This is a genomic window from Desulfopila sp. IMCC35008, assembly GCF_010646885.2.
Classification (GTDB): Bacteria; Desulfobacterota; Desulfobulbia; order Desulfobulbales; family Desulfocapsaceae; genus Desulfopila.
Window position 1 is genome coordinate 3,765,947 of the sequence record NZ_CP050700.1, and the last position, 23,812, is coordinate 3,789,758.

Sequence of the window (23,812 nt, forward strand, 5' to 3'; positions counted from 1 at the left end):
CACCCTCGCCCCCACTTCTTCCCTAAGCCTGAACTCGCCAATATCAAAGGATAGTTTACCAACATTTTACCGGATAATAATTGACTATTCTTTTCCTGGTGTCCATCATTGATATAATGGTTTTTACGATTACATTTTATTGCATTTCCAGTAGTAACAAACAAATGGAGGATGTTCATGAAGGTTAATGTTCGCTCAATATCATTTCGGTTAATCTCTGGTGGTTGTATTGCAGTTTTAATTCCCCTTATTGTCGTAGGTGTTATTGCAATTACCAAGGCAACGGATGCCCTGCTTGCGATTGGCTATGATAATGCCAGAAATCAAGCCAGTGTGCTGGCTGAATTGGTTGAAACCAAGATTAAACTACAGGGTGATACAGCAGCTGCCTTTTCAACAGGCCATCAAGTTGCCACCGTTCTTCAGAAAGTGAAGGAAGAGGGTGCCGATAATGCTGTCGAGGAGCTCGCCTCACTTCGTGACTTAATGAAACGTAAGTTCAAGGTGCTTGATGACAGTTTTCTCGGGATATTCGTGACCGACCAGTCAGGACTACTCCTGACCGGCGAGCTTGCAAGCGGGAAAGAATATAAAGGCTCCAACATCTCGAGTCGAGCATACTTCCAAAGTGCGAAATCATCGCTACAACCAGTCGTTGGTGACATTGTAAGGTCGAAATCTACCGGTAAGTTGATCTATGTTGCCTGTGCACCCGTCCTCTCTGCTTCCGGTGAATTCCTCGGGGCTTTCGGTATGTCGATTAAAGCGGATGTTCTGGTGGAAATGATCTCTGGGGAAAAGGTTGGGGAAACGGGATACGCCTTTATGGTCAACAGCAAAGGAATCATCAACTCTCACCCCAATCAGGACTTCATCCTTGAGCTTGACCTCAGGACCCTGAAAGGAATGGAAGAAATAACGCGGGCAATGCTTGCCGGGGAAGAGGGTGTTCAAGGCTATGTCTTTAAAGATGTGCCTAAAATTGCAGGATATGCACATGTTGCCAAACAAGGATGGAGTATTGCAATAACCCAAAATGAGGAAGAGTTTCTGCAAGCTCCTAAGGTTATTCGGAACTCCCTGCTCATCGTAATTATCATCACTATGGTTGTTGTCTCCTCTCTTATCTACTTAGCCTCCAAGGCTATAACGAAACCGATCAATGAAGCGGTAATTGGCTTAAAAGATATCGCTGAGGGGGAAGGCGATCTCACCATGAGACTTCACGTTAAAACCAAAGATGAAATCGGGGAGATGGCATATTGGTTCAACACATTCATAGAAAAACTTCAGGGCATTATTAAGCAAGTTGCCCAAAATTCTGAAAGCGTTGGAGAAAGTTCAAATGAACTCACCACAATTTCCGGCAGACTCCTCGAAGGTGCTGACGATACCTCACAACGCTCAACAAATGTAGCCGCAGCAGCGGAGGAAATGAGCGCAAACCTGAACAACGTCGCAGCAGCAATGGAACAGTCCTCAACCAATGCTAACATGGTTGCAACTGCAGCTGAAGAAATGAGTTCAACAATCAATGAAATAGCCGAGAATGCTGAAAGGGCCCGAAACGTTTCCTCTGATGCGGTAAGTCAGGCTGTTGCCGCTTCAGATAAAATGCAGGAACTCGGAGAAGCAGCCCAGAAAATCGGAAAAGTGACCGAGACCATCACTGAGATTTCTGAGCAAACAAACCTCCTGGCACTTAATGCCACCATTGAAGCTGCACGCGCTGGCGAAGCCGGCAAGGGTTTTGCGGTTGTTGCAAACGAAATCAAGGAACTCGCGAAACAAACGGCGGAAGCGACTCATGATATCAAAAACCTTATTGCAGATGTGCAGAACACCTCACAGAGCACAGAAGATGGCATTAGTCAAATATCTAATGTTATCTCAGGGGTTAATGACATAGTTTCCACGATTGCCACGGCGGTAGAGGAACAGACTGCTGCAACACAGGAAATAGCCAACAATATCGGTCAAGCGAGTCAGGGGATTCAGGAAGTGAACGAAAATGTCAGCCAGAGCTCAACTGTTTCGACAGATATTTCACAAGACATTGCTGAAGTCTCGCTGGCTGCACAGAAAATATCTGACAATAGTCATGACGTCAAAAACAGTGCCCAAGAACTCCAGAATCGCGCTGAGGAATTGAAAGATATAGTTGGAAGTTTTAAGGTTTAACGTTTCCAGGAGGTCGTTGACCAGGATGAGAAAGACTGGTCAACGACCGAAACAATGAGCTGATCAGAATCACTTGAATTGATGAGAATAAAGGTAGAGAATCAATGAAAAACATTTTCACAGTCCTGCTGACAGTAACATTTACAACGTGTGCTTTTCTTGTTGTTCTTTGCCAAGAGAGTTCATGGGCCAGCCCACCGAAACGGCTCTTTATAATCCACTCTTACGAGAACGGGCATATATGTGGGCAACCACAGCATGCAGGAGCCATAAAGGCTTTGGAAGAGGCGGGTTTTGCGGTCGGACGCAATATCGTGATCGGCACCTATTATATGGACACCAAAAAAAATAACAATACCCCTCCACTCATACAAGAACAAGCCGTTAACGCGAAAAATGCCCTTATCAAATTTAAGCCGGACGCGGTTTTAACTCTTGATGATAATGCATTTCGAACGGTTGCCCTTCAGGCTGCCGGAGACACAACAGCATATGTATTCAGCGGCCTCAACGGACAACCTGAGATGTACAATGAGAAAATCAAATTCATGGAAAGCAGAGCAAAACCGTCCGGCAATATAACTGGTGTCTACGAAAAACTTTATATCCGGGAAGCTATCCAGGTTTTATCAACCATGCACAGACTGGACAAAGTTCTCATCCTGGATGACCAATCGCCGACTGGAAAAGCCATTGCGAAGCAGGTGGAGTTGGAACTTTTCATTCATGAGGGGGCGAGCCCGACACCAAGTGAACTTGAGCAGAGAACCATTAATTCCTGGGAAGAGTTCACTCAAGTCATTAATGAAATCAACAATGACGATCAGATAGGTGCATTTTATCTCGGCACCTTATTGTTGCATGATGCCGCAGGAAAGGTTTACACAGCCTCAGAAATTATTGATTACACGCTTGAGAATGCCAAAAAGCCTGCCATTGGCCTTAATTATGCGTTTATCAAACTCGGTCTTTATGGTGGTGCTACTGTTGATTTTTTTGCCATGGGACATCTTGCAGGTCAGAAAATTGCTGAAATCTTAAAAGGCGGGGATCCCGGGATAATACCAATTGAGGATGCCCCCAAAGTTGCACTGGTCTTCAACCTGAAAAGGGCGAATGATCTGAGTATGGATATCCCACCTGATATCCTGATGGCTGCCGACGAAGTCTTCAGTAAATAGGTAGTTTGGGGTCATCAGCTTGCAGAAAAAACAATACAACCTCTCAACGCATATAGCGATAACCATTATCTCACTGGTTTTGGTATCCACCATAACGGTTTCCAGCGTATTATACATCAGTCTTATAAAAAGCCTGACCAAAGAATTTGAAGAGCGCATAAAGGCAGAAAGCAGAGAAGTAACTCTTGCCCTTGCAAATCGGTTCAGGGAGGTGGAAACAAAACTTCGCACCCTCATCTATGACAACACTGTACGTATAACGATGATGCTCGGGGCAGAGAACCAGTTGTCGGATCATTTGACCAATGTTTATGCAAATGACCCATCCCTCACCTTTTTCGTCCAAAAACTAAATCGGGAAGACTGGCACTCGTCGGCTGGTGCAGGGGTCTCATCGCTGGAAGCCTGGCAGGCCCTATCGACGACTCCTGAAAAGAGAACCATATCAAATGATATGTCCAGGCAAGGGTTCAAATTGACCCTTGTCTTGCCGATCACCCGCCAAAAAGATCATATCGGTTTTGCAGCAGCAGTCTATATGTTTAAAGAAGATGAATTGCTGAAGGCGACCCTCGAGCGTGCTCATTCGAGTCGCCTTCTCATCATTGATGATGGTATTTCCTGGAACCTTTTGACAGGAGAGGCCTCCGATCTGCCATTATCTTATCTCCTGAACTCCGAAAAATCTGTGAGTATAGAGTATCTTGAGACCCAACAAGGGCCTTATGCTGCCCTCGCTGATAACACTTTCCCGAACTTAATAGTCTTAGCAGGACTTAGCCAGTTACAGGAAGCAAAACGAAGAGTTCTCTATAGTGTAATGACTCCTGCATTAATCATTATTCTCCTGAGCTTTTTTATCTCTATAGTTTTGAGTAATCGCATGTCAATTCCATTGCGGCGCCTTTCCCTGATGGCTCATGAGATTACCAAGGGAGAGTCGGATTTCGCGTTTACCGACACCCAAAGCTCTATTCGGGAATTCAACCAGATGAATACATCACTGATAACAATGATTCAACACCTTGACCATCTGCGGGAGATGGAGCGCTATCAGGAGTTCTTCGAAGGTGTCGCTGACATCGTGCTCATTCATGACCTGGACGGTCACCTCATAAGTGCGAATGAAATCGCACTGGAACGATTTGGCATTACCCCTGACGAATTGCATCTTTCGTCTCTGCTGAACATTATACCGGAAGAGTCATATCACAAGGCAATGAAGCTCTTCAAATCATTGCAAAGAGGGGGGGATCAACAGGTCTTTTCATTCACGTTCACAGCCAACTCAGGTGAACAGATATATCTCGAAAGCAGCGTCAGAAGAATTGTCTATAACACTATGGAGGTAATCCTGAATGTAGCCCGTGACGTCTCCGACAGGACTAGGGCTGAGATAGCACTTAAACAGTCCCACGAGACCCTCAATACCATTATGGACAGTATTCAGGCAACCATTGTTGCCTGTGATGTGGAGGACAAAAAAATTCTGTTCATGAACCGTTACATGAAAGAAATCACCGGTGAAGATCTCGTCGGAAAATCATGCCAGGATCATTCCGGTCCTGAAGCAATCCGTTGTTATAACTGCAGCTCAGACCACCAATTCGAAATAAATGTAGACCTTCCTCCCTGGGAAGGACAAAGCCCGATAAATAATCGGTGGTATTTACATTTTGATCGATTTATCGAATGGGTGGACGGACGTCCTGTGAAATTTCAGGTTGCTTTTGACATAACAGATATTAAACAGCTGGCCATGAGGCAGGAACACGCTGAAAAGCTGCTTCGGAAAAGCCAGAAGATGGAAGCAATTGGCACGTTGGCTGGAAGGGTAGCGCACGATCTAAACAATATTCTGGCAGGTATTGTCAGTTACCCGGACATACTCCTGGCAAGTTTGCCCAAGAACAGCCCGTTAATAACCCCGCTCAACATCATTAAGGAATCCGGTCTCAAAGCTTCGGCCACAGTCAATGACCTGCTGACCCTGGCACGAAGAGGTGTTCAAGTTAATGAAGTCGTTAACCTTACTGAGGTCGTTACCGATTACCTTGACAGCCCTGAACATAGAACCCTCATGGCCGAACACCTGAATGTGGAGATTCTGACTGACGTTGCGGTTGATCTGCGAAACATTCTGGGATCCCCTAATCACCTGACGAAAGCAATAATGAATCTCGTTAAGAACGGCGTAGAATCAATATCAGGAAGTGGCAGAGTGAAAATCAGCACGCATGATCAAAAAGTTACCACACCGCCACCCACGACCAAAGTAAAACAAGGAGAATATGTCGTTCTAACGGTATCTGATAATGGGAGTGGCATCTCTGAAAACGACATCGAAAAGATATTTGAGCCGTTCTTTACAACAAAAGTAATGGGACGCAGCGGCACGGGTCTGGGTATGGCCGTTGTCTGGGGTACCGTCGAAGACCACGAAGGGTATATCGATCTGGAATCCACCCCTGGTATCGGTACAACTTTTAAGCTTTACTTCCCGGTAACAAGGGTTGAATTGCTCAAGGAACAGGCAGTTCTTGCGGAAACCAATTTCTCCGGAAACGGTGAAATGATCTTAGTTGTCGATGATATTAAGGAACAGCGTGAAATCTCAACCCTGGTGTTTTCGCAACTGGGTTATCGGGTAAAAAGCGTTAGCAGCGGCGAGGAAGCTATTGAATACCTGAGGAGTCACTCTGCCGACCTGGTAGTATTGGATATGATACTGGAGGGTGGAATAGGAGGGCTTGAAACCTATAAAAGGATATTGGAAATCCACCCACTTCAGAAAGCTGTCATAACCTCAGGATACTCGAGAACTTCTGACGTGAAAGAAGCCATGAGACTCGGTGCGGGTCAATATGTAAAAAAACCATTCCTTGTGGATGAAATCTCCAGGGCTGTGGCAAGCGAACTCAAGAAAATATGAAGAGAAAAATCGTCAATTCAATACATATTCATTCCTTATTTTCCTTATCCATGACATAGGTTATGAGCACAGCATCCCTTCTTCTCGTCTCATGAATGGCACATTGCGCAAACGTAATGGTATTTGCAGAGACCTCGGGGTTGCTGGTTATGACATTGCTCCAGTCAAGACGAAGGGAAACGAGACGTATGTCCATAATATTTTCAGGTCGTGCAAGGAAATCGACCAGGAAGTTAAGTCTGTCTGCCGGGGTTTCGACATCTGCTTTTGCTGCAGAGAGATTGCTCTCGCTTTCTTTAAGGTAACTTTTTACCTTATCAAGTTTTTTCCCTCTTGCTTGTTCAAGCTCTTCTGTCTGTGAAGCTGATTCTCCAAACAGTTTCAACATTGCTTTTAATTTTTCTCTTTTCTCCCGCAATTCACCAAGATCGGCTCGCCGGTCGCTCAGTTCGTGGGATGCGGACTCAATTATCACATCAAATATTACCTTTTCCAGCTGTTGGCGGGAATCTTCGAGGGTCGTTGCGATTCCAACTACCTTGTGATCTGAGAAAGTAACTGCTTTCAGTCTCGCATCACCAACGATCATCTGCCCTTCTCTTGAAGTACCGAAAAATTCACTTTCACTGTGCGTCATCGTTAAAAGTGCTACTCGGTTCTGCTCTTTTTCGTTCGGGCTTATCTGTTGTGCTTCCGCCAGACGAAGAATCGTGGCAACAGCCTTGCGATCCTTAAAGGCTGCCTTGATGAGGGGAGAAGACGAGTAGTTTGCTGCATCAAGCGGAATTGGGCCGGGGATCTGGGCGACAATCTTTGCACAATGGTCCAGGCATCGGAGTAGCGGGGGAATAATGCGCTTTCGATATCCTCTTATGCTCTTGATGCTGGGATCAATTATATCGACGACCCGATCAGCCATTTCCCTGGCAGCTTGAGCAGAGGTGTATTTATCCCTGACAAGGGCAATAAAGGCGAGTGGTGAGTGGATAAGTGCTCGCCAGCCGAATCCTCCAGACTGATTCTTTTTTCCAGTCATAACCCCACCATTGTTAGAGACCTCAATCAAGGAACGGAACTGTTATCATTTTGATTATACCATACATGAATACCCCGTGATAGAACTCAGACATTTCTTTACAATTACAGACACTCAAATATACTGTGGTTAGTATTCAATTCTCTTTTTAACGTTGCATAACCATAATATAGACGTGGTTGGAAGATTCATCGGAATGATGATTTTTGAGGTTGGCTGTTCCTACGGTTCAATGCTGAGCTCATAATTTTTTCTACATGTTATCATTGTGAATTTCATCCCTCCCCTGTGTTGCGTTGAAGCAGGAGGCTCACATATGATTGCTTTTTACAGATGAATTCTTCGCCCCAGATGAGTCAAGAGAGAACGACAGCCATGGCGCATCACAAACAACCTGAAGGCTCAGCCGGAACCCTGGGCACCTTTGCCGGAGTATTCACACCATCGATCCTCACGATTCTGGGTATCATACTCTTCTTACGACTGGGGTATATTGTCGGGAGCTCAGGGCTGCTGCAGACATTTGCTCTTATTGCCGTTGCTCATCTGATTTCGGTCCTGACCAGTTTCTCGCTGGCAGCAATAGCGACAAATATCAAAGTAAAAGGTGGGGGAGATTATTTCCTGATATCCAGAACGCTTGGTTCCGAATATGGCGGCGCACTCGGGCTGGTCATTTTCCTGGCACAGTCGGTATCCATCGCATTTTACTGTATAGGGTTCGGCGAGGCCGTGGCGCAGCTGGTGTCCCGCCCCGGTGACTACATTGTCCAGTTCATTGCCGCTCTTGCAGTTACCCTGCTCTTTTTCCTTGCCTGGCTGGGAGCGGACCTTGCGACCAGATTCCAATATGTTGTCATGACATTTCTCTCTCTTGCCCTTTTATCATTCTATATAGGAGGAGTGATGAATTGGGATCCGGCGATCCTCGCGCAAAGCTGGGTTAAACCAGAAAACTCTCCACCCTTCTGGGTAATTTTCGCGATATTCTTTCCTGCAGTCACCGGATTTACCCAAGGAGTGAGTATGTCCGGAGATCTCAAGGATCCGGGTAAGAGTCTGCCTGCCGGAACATTTCTCGCCGTCAGCTTATCAATGCTTGTCTATTTTTCAGTGGCTGTCCTTTTCGCAGCAACACGCCCCCTGGCAATTTTGAGCTCGGATTTCGGGGCGATGGGAGCCATCTCCCGCTGGGACTTTCTGATTGATGCGGGAGTAATCGCCGCAACTCTCTCGTCCGCCATGGCTTCTTTCCTGGGGGCACCGAGAATTCTCCAATCACTGGCAAAAGACAAGATTTTCTCCGTTCTAAATCCTTTTGCTATGGGCCATGGACCGACGGGGAATCCACGAAGAGGTATACTGCTGTCTGCAGGTATAGCATATTTAACCATTGCTCTCGGGCAACTGGACCTCATTGCGCGATTGGTGTCCATGTTTTTTCTCATATCCTACGGACTACTCAATTATGCCACCTATTTCGAGGCGAGAGCATCGAGTCCTTCATTTCGACCACGATTCCGCTGGTATCATCACAATATCAGTCTTGCAGGGTTCCTCGCCTGTCTTGGTGTTATGCTGGCCATCGATCTGAGTTCAGGGATAGTTGCTATCTCGATTCTGTTTGCCATATATCACTTTCTTAAACGAACCGCGCGACCTGCGCGATGGGCAGACAGCCGAAGGTCTCACCATCTGCAACGAGTTCGCCACCATCTTCTTGAAGCGGGTTCAGAACCGGACCATCCTCGGGATTGGCGACCATACATCCTTGCACTGTCCGATGACCCTGAACGCAGGCAACGCCTGCTTCAGTTCGCCCAATGGATCGAAGGCGGCTCCGGCATAACAACCGTGGTGAAATTTGTGCAGGGACATGGTGTAAAAATGCGCAGACACCGGGCTGAGGAAACACAGTCCCTCTCAAAAGATGTAAGCTTGTTGCGTTCTGATGTTTTTTCGAGGGTAGTTACAGGACACGAACCCACAGTTTCACTTGAAACACTGCTTCAAACTTTCGGAATAGGCCCAATAAGGGCAAACACTGTCCTGGCAAACTGGATAAGAGGCGTAGATGGCGGTGAAAAGATGCGAAAATTCAGGTATGGCCGCTACCTGCTCAGTGCCCACAGAATGGGATGCCATGTCGTAATACTCAGCAGTACCGCTGCGGCCTGGCAGAATGTAGCCGAACAGCTCCGCGACGAGAGACGCATTGATGTATGGTGGCGCGGTGATTCAGCAAGTCGGTTGATGCTGTTACTCGCCTATCTCGTTACCTGTGATCATATGTGGAGTGATGCAAAAATAAGGGTATTGGCCGTGAATTATGAGAATGACTCTGAAGAAAACAGATCAGATCTGCAGAATATCATTGAAGAGGTTCGCATCAATGCGGAACCGCTCATAATTTCACGCACGAAATGGGAAGAGATACTGCATTGTTCTGGTGACGCCTCACTCACTCTCCTCCCTTTTTCTATCAGGAACTCGGAACCTGTGGATATGTTTGGTCACCCCTTTGATGAAAGTATCAAGGCACTTGGAGTCGTGGCTTTGGTGCAGGCCGGACAACCGGTCGACCTGGATGCAGAGCCGGACGAAGGAGAGGCGGCAGAGTTTGCCGCCGCCCTTGAAGCACTGGAAAGTGCCAATAGGAGAATGGTCCGAGCACAAAAAGAAGCAGCAGAGGCCGCGGAGAATGCAGAGAAAATGATGGCACTGCTGGAGCCGGGCAGCGGGGTCTTTGATGAGGATATGCTAAAGCAACTGAAAGCCGCACTCCAGGCCAGAAGTAAAGCTGAAGTTGCAGCCAGAAAGGTGATGAGGGAAGAGATGAAATCAAAGGCAGCAGCAGAGATTGTTGCAGCCCAGGAGGTAAAAGATCAGTACGAAAAAGATGAAGGAGACTAATTGCCCGTATCCCAGATCTTCTCTCTGCCCATACTATCAACCAGGGGCACAAGTGATTACTTTGACCTGCAGATCTGCCGAACGTGCTACAACAAATCACGGCGCGAAATTAGCCACCAGTTCAGAGGTAACTATTTCCCTGCGAGAGTCGCAAACACTATCTTTCATGATGGTTGGCTGAAATTGAGCAACTTCTCTAACGGGCACGATTCGAGGGAAACAGGAAATACCTCAAAAAGAAGCAAAAGCCTGAACGGTGCACATTCGATTTGGCAATGTGAATAACATGGTCTGGCATTCCGACAACATACCAACGAACCTATATCTACTTGCTTGTTTACTCATCTTGCTCATGGCGTTCCCGATATTTATCCAGGAACACCATAAACTGTTGCAACGGCTGGACCGGCAAGACCTCTTTCATTTCTGCAGAAGATGCTGATTAGTCCATCCTTTAGTAGCTTAGAATGTTCGTGTCTTCACGAAGGAGCCTATCCGCTACTTCTGGCGGCTTTGCCACAGAAACCCCATCGATCAGGTCTGAAGCTGTCTTGTCGTTGTTCGGTAGATATGGCGGGCATATTTCCACATTGACGCCATTCTGGATGAGTTTGTTCAGCAGCATCTGCGGGGATTTATTATTTGGCTTCAAAAGGATCTCCGGAGAATCCCTGACAGCAAGTGAGCCTGCCTCGCCGCAAAGCAAAACATCTACGCCAGCTCCTTTCTTCGATGCCTGGGTAGCGAGGACCATTGACATCAGTTGAGTAACCGGATCATCTGATGTGACGATGACGAAAAGGTTTTTAGGGTTTTCTGAACCATGTCCAAGGACAGGAAAAGCAATAAAACCGACAAGAATCAACATGCCGAAATATCTGACCATTTTTTCAACCTCATCATTGTTCTTTTTGAAATAGAGCTCTGCACTGTTTGAGAATCAATATCCCAAAGCCTGTAAAAAGAACAGGCCTTGGGAAAGGGGGGGCTGGGTTCAGACTTTTTCTGGCAATTTCCAGGCGATAAGCATGAAAACAACACCGATGGAGGCGGCCAGTAAGGTGCCGGGGATCATGGGCAGCAACGGTTCAAATTTTTCAGAACCAGTTGCCAGCATCACCTTGCCGCCGGCAATTTGGTCGAACAGCCACGTTTCTTTTATACTGCCATAGACCAAGGTATACAACAGTGCACCGAGCAGTCCGCCACCGATAAAAAAGAGGGCATCTTTTCTGCCATCTGCCACAGCCGTGAGACTTGTGCCGGGGCAGTAACCCGCTATGGCAAATCCGATCCCGAGCAAAGCGCCGCCAACGATAACACCAACGTAGCTGCTTTTTACGGAGAGGTGGCTGCTATCGATAAAGCCGAAGGTCATGAGCAGAAACAGCAGACTGCTGCTCATGCCAATGGCAAAAAAGATAGCTTTCATGAGATGTAGATCTTTGAGACGCAGCATATTGATAATATTTTGAGGGTTATTGGCCCCTACCCTTTGCAGGGCGAAACCGAAAAATATTCCAAGGATGATCGCAAGTACAATATTCATGGCACACCTCTTAGTTTCTCTTATAGACTAGTATTGCTGTCGGAACTGCTGCAGCAAATGCACCGAGGGCGAAGAGGTATCCACTCAGCGATGTCTGCATCATGCCGCTCATCATATGTCCGCTTGTGCAGCCTCCAGCCAGCCGGGCTCCGAAAAGTACGAGAACCCCTGCAAAAAATACCGTTACATAACGGAAGAGAGGATCTTCACCAAAGCGCTGTCTCCAGACCTGCGGGGCCTTGCGGTCCTGTCTGTCGGGCTTTGGGCCGCCAAGCCTGGATGAGATAAATGCCCCTGCTACCATGGCGAGAACAAAAATGAAGCTGTAGTTAACTGGGTTCGCAATGTTTTTTGCGTATTTACCACCACTTTTATCCAGATAGGCGTTTAGGCTGGAATAGCCTGTCTTGCTACCGGGATCTTCCTGCACGAGTGTATCTGAAAAAAGATTCCATACTATGCCATCGGCAATGACGAATTGAGTGGATACACCGATGGGTTTTACTAGTCCGACAGCAAAGAGAAATGCTGCGCCCAGCAGGATGCCTCCGGCAAACCATTTTAATTGTCCTGTCATATCAGTTCTTCCTCATTGTGTGGGTTGCAGTAAATAAGGTAAAGGGTTGTCAAAATTTCTGAGACGGCCTTGCTGTTCAGCCGATAGTGGATGACCTGGCTTTCTCTCCGTGTTTCGACAAGACCGGCATCACGCAGACTTGCCAGATGCTGGGACAGGGCCGACTGACTTAAAGGGATGACCTGGTTCAGCGTACTCACCGGGCATTCGCCTTACATCAGGTGGCAAAACACCATCAACCGGCTTGGGTGGCTCCTGCTTTTAAGCAGCCGGGAAGCCTTTTCCGCGTTTTTTTCAAGTCTGTTTGGGTCAATCTGTTTCATAGCTGAGCACAAGTATTTAAGCATTTCCTACATTAGATAAATCTAATACGATGGGTTGTCAAGATTTTGCTTAAATACTGGATGTTCCTCATGCTGCTCGAGAAGACTGATAAAATATATATTAATTACAAAACGATACCGGTTCATGTGGGGTTGTGTCTGATTGATAAATGAATATAACCGAGGGTAAAGTGGCCCTGGAGGAAAATCGTATACGTAATAAATTGAAATTGAGGTTAGTGACCCGATTCTTCACCTTCTATTTGAACACCTTAACATCAGACGTGAAGGTGAACACCTGAGGTTGTTCCTGTATTCCTCCAGAATCCTCTTACAACCAGCAAGCTCTTTTTACCGGACAGGCGCACCGCCACCTTCACAGGAAACACCTCAATGTGATGAGATTTGCTACCCTTTAATGTTTCCCCTACGAACCTATGCTTCTGGATCGATAAGCCCCAACTGTTTGACAGCCCATGAGTGCATCATCTCTAAAATGGGAAATGCGCTTTGACCAAGTTCGGTCAAGCTATATTCAACCCGTGGTGGTACTTCCGGATATACAGTTCGTGATATCAGTCCGTCTTTTTCCAACTCCTTTAATTGTTGAGTCAGCATTTTCTGACTTACTCCCGGCACTATTCTCTCCAACTCGTTGTAACGTTTAGTTCCTTCATTCAAATGCCAAAGCATCAGGCACTTCCATTTTCCACTCAGTAGAGCCATGGAAACTTCAACCGGGCAGTGGTATTGCTTTTCGTTCCAGCTAATCATAATATCGTGTAACCCTCAAAAAAGATTGATCCTAGAACCGGCTAATCCAGACAATTCGAACCAATTGGTTCGTGTCGAACTAAATTGTGCCTTCTTGCGACTCTAATTCTTATAGCTATAGTGTCAGTGTACCAACGATAACATCTGAACAACAATAAAATATATAGGAGCACTAAAATGACATATCCAAGAACTTTTTCTCATATCGGATTATCTGTAACTGACCTTGACAAAGCGGTAGATTTCTACACCAAGGTACTTGGTTGGTACGTAATTATGCCTCCAACTGAGATAGCATCTGATGACTCTGCAATTGGGATAATGTGCGATGACGTTTTCGGTAAAGGCTGGGGCAGCTTTAAGATTGCTCACCTTTCAACCGGAGATAAGATCGGAGTTGAAATTTTTGAATTCAAAAACGCAGAACAACGAGAAAACAACTTTGAATATTGGAAAACTGGTGTGTTTCACTTCTGTGTACAAGATCCTGATGTTGAAGGTCTGGCTGCTAAAATTGTAGAAAATGGAGGCAAACAGAGAATGCCGGTAAGGGAGTATTACCCGGGGGAAAAGCCTTACCGGATGGTATATTGTGAAGACCCTTTCGGGAATCTTATCGAGATTTACTCCCACAGTTATGAGTTGACCTACTCCGCAGGAGCATATCAAGACAAGTTGTAAATGTTACAGCCATCAGGTTGGCAGTCGACCTTCGTCTCAAAAACAGTCGTAAAGGATACTAATGTATATTCTTTTTTAAGGGTTAGTGGAGCCAGCGCTAATATCAAGAAAAATATAGGATTGGTAACTGAGGGCTCCGATGATTCATATGAGGAACAAACTGAACTTGTTTATATCATGGCATATTCAGCATTGTCATAAGGTATCTTTTCCTGCAATCAATACTGATTGCAGGAAAAATTCAATAAGATACCATGTGTAAAGGTCGGCTTCCATATTTTAGAAAAAAAAAAGAAACCTTTAACCGCCCTGAATTCCATCCATAATAAATGGATGGAAGTGTATTTATAAAGTAATTACCAAGTTACTCTAGACGACCGGTCTATTACGTATTACAGTCTTTCCCATGAAGAAAGATACCAAAGAAACGCGTCAGCACATTTTAGATACCGGCTATAAGCTTATTGTGAGCAAAGGTTTCTCTAGCGTGGGATTGACAGAAATTCTCCAATCTGCAGGAGTACCTAAGGGCTCTTTTTATTATTATTTTAAGTCTAAAGAACAGTTTGGTGAAGAAATTATTAGTAATTACTTCAGAGAATATCTTGTTGCTCTTGAGGATATTTTTCAACTACGAGGCGAGTCTGCATACAAGCGTCTGATGGAATATTGGCGACGCTGGATTGAAACGCAATCTGATTCGTGTGTTGACCAAAAGTGTTTGGTTGTCAAATTGAGTGCCGAAGTTGCCGATCTTTCTGAACCGATGCGTATAGCTTTGCTGAACGGGTCTTCTCAAGTCGTTCAAAGAATAGCACAGTGCATTGAAGCAGGCATTGATGATGGATCAATAGTAAAGAGCAATGCAGCCGTAACTGCGGATTTTCTCTATAACATGTGGCTAGGGGCAACGCTGATGAGCAAATTGCAGCGTAACGCCGATGGTCTGCAACAGGCTATGCGAATAACCACATCAATTTTGACTAACAATACAGTGACATAAATCGTAGCCAGCTATCTTTTTGGTAGATTATCTTTGCGAGTCTAACTAGACGACTGGTCGACTATTAAAGGCGAGGCAATGAATCAACCCGATTGATAATACCGACTACCTCTTAAAAAAAATTCAAGAAGGTGAAAATACTATGGGACAAAATAAAAATATAAATCGCCGTATTGTGCTTGCTTCTCGCCCGAATGGTGCACCGGTTCAAGACAATTTTCGGTTAGAAGAACTTGCCGCACCAGTGCCGGGAGAAGGAGAGGTATTGTTGCGGAGTATCTACTTGTCACTTGACCCTTATATGCGTGGCCGGATGAGTGATGCTCCATCTTACGCTCCGCCTGTGGATGTCGATTCCGTAATGGTTGGCGCTACTGTTTGTCAAATCGAAGATTCCCGCAACCCTGATTTTGAAAAAGGTGAGTGGGTTCTGGGTTATAGCGGATGGCAGCTATATGCATTATCAGATGGTTCCGATTTGACCAAGCTGGGAACAGATCCTGAAAACCCATCATTTGCCCTAGGTGTTTTGGGAATGCCGGGATTTACAGCCTATATGGGGCTTCTTGACATTGGCAAACCAAAGCAGGGTGAAACCTTGGTCGTGGCTGCGGCAACTGGTCCTGTTGGTTCAACTGTTGGACAGATCGGCAAAATAAAAGGTTGCCGTGTTGTTGGCGTTGCTGGTGGGCCAGAAAAATGCAGCCATGCCAAGGAAACGCTTGGTTTTGACGAGTGTCTTGATCATAAAGACCCTGATTTTGCAGATCAGCTAAAACAGGCCTGCCCAGATGGCATTGACATCTACTACGAGAATGTTGGCGGAAAGGTATTTGATGGTGTTTTACCATTACTTAATGTTGGCGCCAGGATTCCAGTGTGCGGCCTTGTTTCACAGTACAATAAAACCAAACTCCCAGATGGGCCTGATCGTTTATCACTTCTCATGGGTACAATTTTAGTCAAACGCCTCAAAGTGCAGGGTTTTATCATCTTCGATGATTACGGCCATCGGTATGATGAATTTGCACGAGAGATGACGGAAATGTTGGGAACTGGAAAAATACATTTCCTAGAACAGATAGTTGAAGGCCTTGAGAATGCGCCGAAAGAATTTATGGGCATGCTGGAAGGCCAAAATTTTGGAAAACTTGTTATCAAAGTTAATAACGAACTCTCGTAAACAACAATTATAAGGTGAATTTATGAAAATTTTAATGGTTCTCACATCGCATGATAAACTTGGCAATACCGGTTTAAAGACCGGTTTCTGGTTGGAAGAATTTGCTTCCCCATACTTTGTCTTTAAAGACGAATCTTTTGAAGTTACCTTAGCCTCCCCGCAAGGTGGACAGCCACCACTCGATCCCAAAAGTGATGAGCCTGATTTCCAGACAGAGGCTACCGCCCGCTTTCGAAAAGATGAGCAGGCCCAAAACGCGCTTGCCAATACAATTCGTTTAGATTCGATCAAAGCAGAAGACTATGATGCCGTTTTTTACCCTGGTGGTCACGGGCCGCTTTGGGATTTGGCTGAAGATAAGCATTCTATTTCTCTGATTGAGGAGTTTCACCAGAAAGGCAAACCCCTGGGACTTGTCTGTCACGCCCCCGGAGTCCTACGTCATACTAAAAATGCCCAAAAAGAACCTTTAGTTAAAGGGAAAAAGGTAACCGGTTTCACCAACACTGAAGAAGAAGCTGTTCAGCTGACAGAGGTTGTGCCTTTTCTAGTGGAAGATATGCTCAAACAAAATGAAGGCGTCTATTGCAAAGGTGAAGATTGGGGGAGTTATGTGGCCACAGACGAAAACCTGATAACTGGCCAGAACCCTGCCTCCTCAGAAGCTGCTGCTCTAGCTATTGTTGAACTTCTCCGCCGCTAACAAAATTACCGCTGAGCTCTTTATAGGGAGGTTATGGTCACCATAGCTTTTTTCTTATTGAGGAATCGTTTCAAAAATATCTTGGAATATTAAATAACTATATGAGGTTTTCATTATGCTTGTTGTTAATCTTATAAACCCCACGCAAATACTTTTTATAAAAGGAAAAAAATGACCGAACTCTTTGAAACAACAGAGATCAATGGAATGAAGATAAAAAACCGATTTGTAAGATCTGCAACGTACGAAGCAATGGCAGGGCTTGACGGAACGGTGCAAGACCAACTGTGTGACTACATGGATGAACTCAGCCGTGGTGAGGTCGGCCTTATCATCACTGGCCACGCCCACGTAACAAGAGCAGGGCAGGCAGGTCCAAAGCAGATGGGCATCTATTCCGATGCAATGATCGACGGATTACGACGGATTACGTCGATCGTTCATGAAAATGGTGGAGTTATTGCCGTGCAGCTTGCCCATGCCGGTAAAAATGGTATTGGAACAGATGAGTATGCAGCTCTTGCACCTTCAGATGTATTTAAAGATGGTGTTAAAAAAGCTACCGCAATGACAGTTGACGACATCAAAAGAACGGTAATCGCTTTTGGTGATGCAGCTGAAAGAGCTGTTAAAGCGGGCTTTGATGGAATTCAGATCCACGCAGCGCACGGTTACTTACTGAGTCAGTTTCTGTCTCCCCATTACAATAAAAGAACTGACAGTTACGGTGGGAACCTTGAGAACCGGGCAAGATTGCTTCTTGAAGTTTACACAGAAATCAGGCAAAGGGTTGGCACGTCATTTCCGGTAATGGCCAAGACCAACTCGGAGGATTTTCTTGAAAACGGAATTACCGTTGAAGAAACCATCAAGGTAGCCCATATGCTTGCAGATCGTGGAATGGACGCCATCGAAATGAGTGGTGGAACTTTTGAGTCCGGGAAGCTCATTCCATCCAGGGTAGGTACATCAAAGTCTGAAGATAGGGAAGTGTATTACAGAAAGGCTGCCGAAACATTCAAAAAAGAGATAAACATTCCTCTTATTCTTGTGGGAGGATTTCTGTCATTTCATGTTGTGCAAGATGTCGTGGCTTCAGGACTAGCCGACTACGTTGCCCTTTCACGTCCTCTCATAAGAGAGCCAAACCTTATCAGTAGATGGGCAGGCGGAGACAGGACTAAGGCGACATGTATTTCCTGCAATAAATGTTTCTCAACTTTATCCACGAAAGAAGCTCTACACTGTGGTGTTGAAAAAAAGAGTAAGGAGTAAGTATAAAATTATTAGCGGCTTACTTGACCACATAACTCTATGAAAGTGGTGGCCTCACATTATGTGGTTCAATTTTCAATCTGGCCATAATTGTACGACCTGTTCTTTGTAAATCATGACTTGTCGACACATTCAGAACGGATGGCCAATCAAAGGTCTATGGATACCAGATGACAAAATATAACTGAAGGTAGAATATGCAAAATTTTAGTTTTTACAATCCAACAAACATTGTTTTCGGTGAAGGTCAGTTACGTGAATTAGATAACCTCGTTCCTAAAAATGCCAAAGTATTAGTAACATATGGTGGAGGCAGTGCTAAGAGCACAGGACTGCTTGATAAGGTTAAAAGTGAATTGGTAAAGTCAAATCGTGAAGTTCTTGAGTTTGCAGGAATTCCAGCAAACCCCAAGCTAGAAGTTCTCATTAAGGCAATAGAGCTTGTTCGTGAAGAGAAAATTGATTTCCTTCTTGCTGTGGGGGGTGGATCTGTAATTGACGGAACCAAGTTTATCTGTGTTGCAGCGTGTGCCGACGAGTTTGTTGGCCGCGAGCGTGAGTTAATGAATTTTGGTTTTAATCCTGTTCCTGTAGATAGAGCAATTCCTTTTGGTACAATTCTAACTCTGCCAGCTACCGGTTCAGAAATGAATAATGGTGCCGTTATAACTGACGGTAAAGATAAACTACCTGTTTTTAGCACCCAGGCTTTTCCGAAGTTCTCAATCCTAGATCCAACCATCACCTACACATTACCAGCGAAGCAGGTAGCTAATGGCATTGTTGACAGTTTTATTCATACAGTAGAGCAATATATTACCTTTCCGGCTGAAGGTCGTTTTCAAGATCGCACAGCAGAAGGAATTCTTCAGACATTGATAGAGATTGGTAAGAAGACCTATGAAAACCCTGAAGATTACGACTCAAGGGCAAATCTTGTCTGGTGCTCTACTATGGCGCTTAATGGTTTGATTGGCGCTGGTGTCCCTCAGGACTGGGCAACCCATATGCTCGGTCATGAGATTACAGCTCTAACTGGTATTGACCATGCTAGAACTCTAGCTGTTGTCCAACCAGCCAACTGGCGTATTAGAAAAGAACAGAAGAAAGAGAAATTATTGCAATATGCTGAGAGAGTCTGGGGAATTACTGAGGGAAGTGAAGACGCGCGAATAGAAAAGGCTATTCTAAAAACTGAAGAATTTTTCCATAGCTTAGATATTCCTACCAAACTTTCTGACTACAATCTAGGAGAAGAGCTTATTGAGAAAGTTTTAGTATCTTTAGGAAATCATGGTATGACTGCTTTATCAGAGCATGGGGATGTAACTCTTGATGTCTCTAGGGAAATTTTAGAAGCTGCTATATAAAAAATGTCACAGCTTCTGCAGACTAGCAAAAGCACCTCGACAACTAACAAGCTTGAGGTGCTTCTTAGCTTTCTGTTTAGGATTTATATTATCAATTACAACTGGACAACCTCATCAGATTAACATTATTCCCAATAGCGTAATATCAACAACCGGTCATTGAATTTGACATTGCCAAAGAAGGTCGCCCGTTTTGTCTTTTCCTCCAACGAAAGGTGTTTCCTGTTGCTCTCAAGGGCGAGGATTCGTCCCCGCCCTGATACGATCACCTACCCATACAGTGTTTCGATCCACCTGATGGCCTCTGTGTCGTTGACTTTGCCGAGATGCCTCTCTGGGTCGTGGCGAGGTCGGCATGGCGCAGAATGACCTTGCTGACGATCTCTATAGGCGTTCCTGACCGTGAAGCATACGTCGCAGCATGGCGCCTTAGATCATAGGACTTCAACTCGATACCAACAATCTGCCCGGCCTTTTTGACCATTGACCAGGCTGCGACATAAGAGATGGGAAAGATCCGTTCGTTCTGGTTGATGCCGGTGGCATGGATATACTGACTTAACCTTCCCAGGATTTTCCGTGGAACATAATTACCAGTGAGTACTCCTGAATATCGTCTGGTGTGAGTTCCAAGACCTCCCCGACCCTCATGCCTCCCCTAGCCATAAGTTCCAGCATGAGGCGGTTACGCTTGTTTGTTGTGCGGAAGATAATCTCATCAATCGTGTCCTTATCAACGATCTGCCACTGAATGGGTGGTGGACGCTTGAAGATCTTTTTAATGACAGTGGTACTGCAGGGGTTGTTCAGGGATGGCAGGCCTGTGTTGATGCTGAAGTTGTAAAAAGACGAGAGGACGGAGTAGCGATTTCTCTTCGTGGCCTGCTTGTTGTCCTTTGTCAGGGTCAAAAGGAAATCCAGTACCTCTTCCTGGGATATACTGGCTAGTTCTCGATCGCAGAAACGTGTCGCAAATTTGGAGAGGACAAACTCACTTATCTTGACCGTATTTTTTTTTCGAGTTGGCCCGGTGATACTGCAGATGGAAATCGACTGCCTGTGAGACTTTCGTAATACACCTCCTGCGTTGGGGTTCAGGGCGTTAGTGCCCTGATCAATTATACCCCATGAGGTGATTCGTATGGACTGCCGGGGCCTACCTGCACAGGAAACACATTAACTTTGAGTAAAAAAGGATTCCTTTTATGTTCGACCTGACAATCTTAAATTAATATGTTCTAGATTAAATAACAAATTGCAGTTTTTCAAACCTGTACAGATAGTTATTGTGCTCTTTGCAAATAACACTCACCGTGGACCACGGTGTGGTATTGACGGCGTCTGTTTACCTGAGATACAATTTACTTGATAAATTCTGCAATCTTGATGTCACCTAAAATCTTTGCCATCTTTACCGTTTCTACCAGTACTAAAATCTTTAAACAACACGTGCGTTCTTTAGCAATAAGATAAAGCCAAACCTATCGAAAGATAGGGACGGAAAGCTACGGGTCTTAAAGTTGATAGCCGAGCTGCCTTCAAAATAGGTGGTTCGGCTTTTTTGTTAATTACAATCTAAAAAGGAGGTGGCATCAATGACTAGAATTAAAGTAATTAACTTGAGTAGCCTGAAATTAAGAAGTCTTTTTATTGTTTTTCAGACAGTCTGTCTCACCTTGTTTCTGGGTGGGATGGTAACGCAGGCCCTCTCTGAAGAGGAGGATTCGCGCTTCAAAATTTCCGAATACGTTCGTGACAACGTGCTGCAGGGTGAGTACGGAAATCGCACGATATGGATCAGTTCTCAGCCTGTGGACTCTTCCTTCTGGGTTCGTTCACTTGACAAGGAAGAGCAAGACTTAAAAATACCTTACGAGGGCTGGGTGGTGATGATTGACGATGAGCCCAGAGCGAACTGGGGGCACAAGGTGCGCTGGTTGGTCGTAAAGGTAGATCTTGAGGAGCATACGCTGCCACAGTTACATTTCTTTCCCCCCAGGGTATTCGCTCAAGATGGTAACGAAATTCCGGTAGCATGCCTTGAAGGAGCAACGACTGTTCCTTGTGAGTCAGCTGAGGTTGAATCTGCTACAATTATGCGTCCTTATATAGCACCTTATCTGGATTTAACCGATCTAGATAAGGAATGTCTTCATGCGATGCTTATCTCTGGTGGCATAAATGACGGTAGCAATCATGAGCGCTATCGAACCAACCTGCGCAGTATGTACACAATTTTGCTCAACGAAGGTTATCCGAAAAGCAATATTTTTGTTTACTATGCTGACGGTTCTTCACTCGATCTTGATAATGCTGACTCGGACGATGACGATAGCACCGGCAACGATGTGAATGATAGTGCCGATGAAGCGATAATCCGTCTAAAGCTTCAAGAGATGTGTGACAACCTACAACCGGTTGAAGACTATCTATTTGTTTACGTAAGTGATCATGGCAGCGGGGATGGGTCTATCTGTTTATGGGACTTCGATGATGATGGGTTAGATCCGGAAGAAAAGTATTCCCCTGCTGAGATGGCTACAGACACTGAGAACTGCCAGGTGTGTCGCCTATTTATGTTGCACGACCAATGTTTTTCAGGAGCCTTTTTGCCATTGGCCACTGATGGCAACCATGACAACACAACAGTCTATGCCGCGGCTACCGCAGATGAATCAAGTTATGGCCGTGAATACCTGGATTACTGGGAAGACCTGGACCACGACATAACGACCCTAGAGGATCTGCACCAGGATGTGGTTGACAACGCAACTTTAAACTCAACCCCCGGCAAAAATGAAGTGGATGAAGCCAACGATCAGGTATTTTTAAATGATTGTTGTGAAAATACCCCACCTGTCGCCGATGCCAATGGTCCGTACATGCAAGATTGCCAAGGCACACAAACGACTTTGACGCTTGACGGGACAGGCTCATTCGATCCTGATGAAGAGGATACTCTGACGTATGCTTGGTCAACAACCGACTGTCCCGGCGGAGTTTTTGATGATAATGCAAGTGTAACCCCGGTCCTTACCGTGAATACCTCACCTGGGTGTTCAGTAGCATGCAACGTTTTTTTAACTGTAACCGATCTGAGTGGTGCTTCAGATGAGGATTCTACCCTCATAACCGTTTTGGATACAATTCCACCGGATATTAGTTGTCCTTCGGACTCTACTATCGAGTGCGACGAATCGACGGACCCGTTTGAAACAGGAATGGCGACAGTTACGGACGCATGTGATTCTAACCCTACCGTCACATTCACTGATGTGACAACCCCTGGCACATGTCCGGCAGCATTCTCATTGTCACGCACCTGGATCGGCACCGACTATTGTGGAAATACCAATAGCTGTGTGCAAGAGATCAACGTGGTGGATACAACACCACCTGTTATTGAGTGTAATGCCCCAGGTACAATTACGCCACCGGAGGCACCTATTAGTTTTACAGCCACTGCAACAGACAATTGTGATAGTGATCCGTTAACTGAAATTACCAGTTACGACTGTTACACCTACACAAAAAAAGGTAAGGAGACAGATAAAAAAGAATCCTGTGTGGTCAGTATAGTCAACGATACGGTTACTGTAATGGATTCCGGGGGGGTAGGAACTCATATCAGCTGGATGAGCCGCTCCACTGATAGTTGCGGAAATATCACTGAACAAGAGTGTGAAACGCTTGTAGTCAATCCCGCTCAATAAGTATCAAAATAGTATTTTAACAAATCGGTTAATATATAGCAGGGTCAGCAATGAACAGTGACCCTGCTTTGTTATAGAGTGCTGGCGGCACCAATATTAATTTCTCGTCTGTTACTTTTGGCTTTGACTTACTTCTATGAGCTTACCAAAGAGTCAGTAAAACTCAGTAGCTGATCGCTGAATTTAACACTGCCAGTATGAAGGTGAATATTCTACTCAGTCACTCTCGTAGAATATGTTTCCTGTATTCCTCCAGAATCCTCTTACAACCAGCAAGCTCTTTTTACCGGACAGGCGCACCGCCACCTTCACAGGAACAGTATTAACCGAGGAATGCAGGAAGAAATGTGATGCTGCCAGTGCTAACCTTCGAGGCCTTGTTGCACGATACTGCCGTGCTATCAACCACGAAGCCTCA

At 45.3% G+C, this 23,812-nt stretch carries 18 protein-coding genes and 1 riboswitch; of the genes, 11 read left to right on the top strand and 7 right to left on the bottom strand.

Translation table 11 applies throughout. The features are described 5' to 3' along the window. The first annotated feature begins 177 nt into the window (after positions 1 to 177). From GA520_RS16510 to GA520_RS16520, 3 genes are all read left to right on the top strand, one after another. Complete coding sequence (locus GA520_RS16510; RefSeq protein WP_240910166.1) at positions 178 to 2,181, top strand: methyl-accepting chemotaxis protein; 2,004 nt, start codon at positions 178 to 180, stop codon at positions 2,179 to 2,181. Positions 2,182 to 2,285: 104 nt separating this feature from the next. Then, on the top strand, positions 2,286 to 3,362 hold the full coding sequence (locus tag GA520_RS16515; RefSeq protein WP_163338541.1) for an ABC transporter substrate-binding protein: 1,077 nt from the start codon (positions 2,286 to 2,288) through the stop codon (positions 3,360 to 3,362). A gap of 19 nt (positions 3,363 to 3,381) precedes the next feature. Then, positions 3,382 to 6,294, top strand: a complete 2,913-nt coding sequence (locus GA520_RS16520) for a PAS domain-containing sensor histidine kinase (protein WP_163338540.1) — start codon at positions 3,382 to 3,384, stop codon at positions 6,292 to 6,294. A gap of 28 nt (positions 6,295 to 6,322) precedes the next feature. Here GA520_RS16520 and GA520_RS16525 read toward each other — a convergent pair whose 3' ends face one another. Continuing rightward, the gene (locus GA520_RS16525; protein WP_163338539.1) at positions 6,323 to 7,330 is read right to left on the bottom strand and encodes a hypothetical protein; all 1,008 of its coding nucleotides are present in this window, start codon (positions 7,328 to 7,330) and stop codon (positions 6,323 to 6,325) included. Positions 7,331 to 7,681: 351 nt separating this feature from the next. Between GA520_RS16525 and GA520_RS16530 the strand changes: the two genes are divergently transcribed. Beyond that, positions 7,682 to 10,243: an amino acid permease gene (locus GA520_RS16530; RefSeq protein ID WP_304511240.1), complete on the top strand. Its 2,562-nt coding sequence runs from the start codon at positions 7,682 to 7,684 to the stop codon at positions 10,241 to 10,243. A gap of 454 nt (positions 10,244 to 10,697) precedes the next feature. On the opposite strand, the gene GA520_RS16535 is transcribed toward GA520_RS16530, so the two are convergent. The 5 genes from GA520_RS16535 to GA520_RS16555 all read right to left on the bottom strand — a co-directional run bounded on the left by GA520_RS16535 (position 10,698) and on the right by GA520_RS16555 (position 13,466). Beyond that, positions 10,698 to 11,129 (bottom strand): hypothetical protein, encoded by a 432-nt coding sequence (locus GA520_RS16535; RefSeq protein ID WP_163338538.1) that lies wholly within the window; start codon positions 11,127 to 11,129, stop codon positions 10,698 to 10,700. 108 nt (positions 11,130 to 11,237) lie between these two features. After that, entirely contained in the window at positions 11,238 to 11,792 is a 555-nt protein-coding gene (locus GA520_RS16540) for a DUF6691 family protein (RefSeq protein ID WP_163338537.1), read from the bottom strand. Positions 11,793 to 11,802: 10 nt separating this feature from the next. Continuing rightward, complete coding sequence (locus tag GA520_RS16545; RefSeq protein WP_163338536.1) at positions 11,803 to 12,369, bottom strand: YeeE/YedE thiosulfate transporter family protein; 567 nt, start codon at positions 12,367 to 12,369, stop codon at positions 11,803 to 11,805. Further along, positions 12,366 to 12,569, bottom strand: a complete 204-nt coding sequence (locus GA520_RS16550; RefSeq protein ID WP_205749292.1) for a metalloregulator ArsR/SmtB family transcription factor — start codon at positions 12,567 to 12,569, stop codon at positions 12,366 to 12,368. Before GA520_RS16550 ends, GA520_RS16545 begins: the two co-directional genes overlap by 4 nt. Positions 12,570 to 13,127: 558 nt before the next feature. Then, the gene (locus tag GA520_RS16555) at positions 13,128 to 13,466 is read right to left on the bottom strand and encodes a helix-turn-helix domain-containing protein (protein WP_163338535.1); all 339 of its coding nucleotides are present in this window, start codon (positions 13,464 to 13,466) and stop codon (positions 13,128 to 13,130) included. 177 nt (positions 13,467 to 13,643) lie between these two features. Here GA520_RS16555 and GA520_RS16560 point away from each other — a divergent pair, with 177 nt between their 5' ends. The 6 genes from GA520_RS16560 to GA520_RS16585 all read left to right on the top strand — a co-directional run bounded on the left by GA520_RS16560 (position 13,644) and on the right by GA520_RS16585 (position 19,681). Then, positions 13,644 to 14,147 (top strand): lactoylglutathione lyase family protein, encoded by a 504-nt coding sequence (locus GA520_RS16560; RefSeq protein WP_163338534.1) that lies wholly within the window; start codon positions 13,644 to 13,646, stop codon positions 14,145 to 14,147. 406 nt (positions 14,148 to 14,553) lie between these two features. After that, positions 14,554 to 15,150, top strand: a complete 597-nt coding sequence (locus tag GA520_RS16565) for a TetR/AcrR family transcriptional regulator (RefSeq protein WP_163338533.1) — start codon at positions 14,554 to 14,556, stop codon at positions 15,148 to 15,150. 142 nt (positions 15,151 to 15,292) lie between these two features. After that, positions 15,293 to 16,333, top strand: a complete 1,041-nt coding sequence (locus GA520_RS16570) for an NADP-dependent oxidoreductase (RefSeq protein ID WP_163338532.1) — start codon at positions 15,293 to 15,295, stop codon at positions 16,331 to 16,333. A 22-nt stretch (positions 16,334 to 16,355) separates the two neighbouring features. Further along, complete coding sequence (locus GA520_RS16575) at positions 16,356 to 17,036, top strand: type 1 glutamine amidotransferase domain-containing protein (protein ID WP_163338531.1); 681 nt, start codon at positions 16,356 to 16,358, stop codon at positions 17,034 to 17,036. A gap of 171 nt (positions 17,037 to 17,207) precedes the next feature. Continuing rightward, on the top strand, positions 17,208 to 18,311 hold the full coding sequence (locus GA520_RS16580) for an NADH:flavin oxidoreductase (RefSeq protein ID WP_163338530.1): 1,104 nt from the start codon (positions 17,208 to 17,210) through the stop codon (positions 18,309 to 18,311). A gap of 197 nt (positions 18,312 to 18,508) precedes the next feature. Continuing rightward, a complete protein-coding gene (locus GA520_RS16585; protein WP_163338529.1) occupies positions 18,509 to 19,681 on the top strand; it encodes an iron-containing alcohol dehydrogenase in 1,173 nt (390 codons plus the stop codon). A gap of 558 nt (positions 19,682 to 20,239) precedes the next feature. On the opposite strand, the gene GA520_RS16590 is transcribed toward GA520_RS16585, so the two are convergent. Beyond that, a complete protein-coding gene (locus GA520_RS16590) occupies positions 20,240 to 20,590 on the bottom strand; it encodes a hypothetical protein (RefSeq protein ID WP_240910164.1) in 351 nt (116 codons plus the stop codon). Positions 20,591 to 21,145: 555 nt separating this feature from the next. Next, a riboswitch (cyclic di-GMP riboswitch) is annotated at positions 21,146 to 21,221 on the top strand. A 55-nt stretch (positions 21,222 to 21,276) separates the two neighbouring features. Here GA520_RS16590 and GA520_RS16595 point away from each other — a divergent pair. Then, positions 21,277 to 23,394, top strand: coding sequence for a C13 family peptidase (locus tag GA520_RS16595; RefSeq protein ID WP_163338528.1), 2,118 nt, complete (start codon positions 21,277 to 21,279; stop codon positions 23,392 to 23,394). The last annotated feature ends 418 nt before the right edge of the window (positions 23,395 to 23,812 follow it).

What these genes read in the sequence shown, in the direction of transcription:
- GA520_RS16510 (WP_240910166.1), top strand. Translation starts at nt 178, where the DNA reads ATGAAGGTTAATGTTCGCTCAATATCATTTCGGTTAATCTCTGGTGGT.
- GA520_RS16515 (WP_163338541.1), top strand. Translation starts at nt 2,286, where the DNA reads ATGAAAAACATTTTCACAGTCCTGCTGACAGTAACATTTACAACGTGT.
- GA520_RS16525 (WP_163338539.1), bottom strand. Translation starts at nt 7,330, where the DNA reads ATGACTGGAAAAAAGAATCAGTCTGGAGGATTCGGCTGGCGAGCACTT.
- GA520_RS16530 (WP_304511240.1), top strand. Translation starts at nt 7,682, where the DNA reads ATGAGTCAAGAGAGAACGACAGCCATGGCGCATCACAAACAACCTGAA.
- GA520_RS16535 (WP_163338538.1), bottom strand. Translation starts at nt 11,129, where the DNA reads ATGGTCAGATATTTCGGCATGTTGATTCTTGTCGGTTTTATTGCTTTT.
- GA520_RS16540 (WP_163338537.1), bottom strand. Translation starts at nt 11,792, where the DNA reads ATGAATATTGTACTTGCGATCATCCTTGGAATATTTTTCGGTTTCGCC.
- GA520_RS16545 (WP_163338536.1), bottom strand. Translation starts at nt 12,369, where the DNA reads ATGACAGGACAATTAAAATGGTTTGCCGGAGGCATCCTGCTGGGCGCA.
- GA520_RS16555 (WP_163338535.1), bottom strand. Translation starts at nt 13,466, where the DNA reads ATGATTAGCTGGAACGAAAAGCAATACCACTGCCCGGTTGAAGTTTCC.
- GA520_RS16560 (WP_163338534.1), top strand. Translation starts at nt 13,644, where the DNA reads ATGACATATCCAAGAACTTTTTCTCATATCGGATTATCTGTAACTGAC.
- GA520_RS16565 (WP_163338533.1), top strand. Translation starts at nt 14,554, where the DNA reads ATGAAGAAAGATACCAAAGAAACGCGTCAGCACATTTTAGATACCGGC.
- GA520_RS16570 (WP_163338532.1), top strand. Translation starts at nt 15,293, where the DNA reads ATGGGACAAAATAAAAATATAAATCGCCGTATTGTGCTTGCTTCTCGC.
- GA520_RS16575 (WP_163338531.1), top strand. Translation starts at nt 16,356, where the DNA reads ATGAAAATTTTAATGGTTCTCACATCGCATGATAAACTTGGCAATACC.
- GA520_RS16580 (WP_163338530.1), top strand. Translation starts at nt 17,208, where the DNA reads ATGACCGAACTCTTTGAAACAACAGAGATCAATGGAATGAAGATAAAA.
- GA520_RS16585 (WP_163338529.1), top strand. Translation starts at nt 18,509, where the DNA reads ATGCAAAATTTTAGTTTTTACAATCCAACAAACATTGTTTTCGGTGAA.
- GA520_RS16595 (WP_163338528.1), top strand. Translation starts at nt 21,277, where the DNA reads ATGACTAGAATTAAAGTAATTAACTTGAGTAGCCTGAAATTAAGAAGT.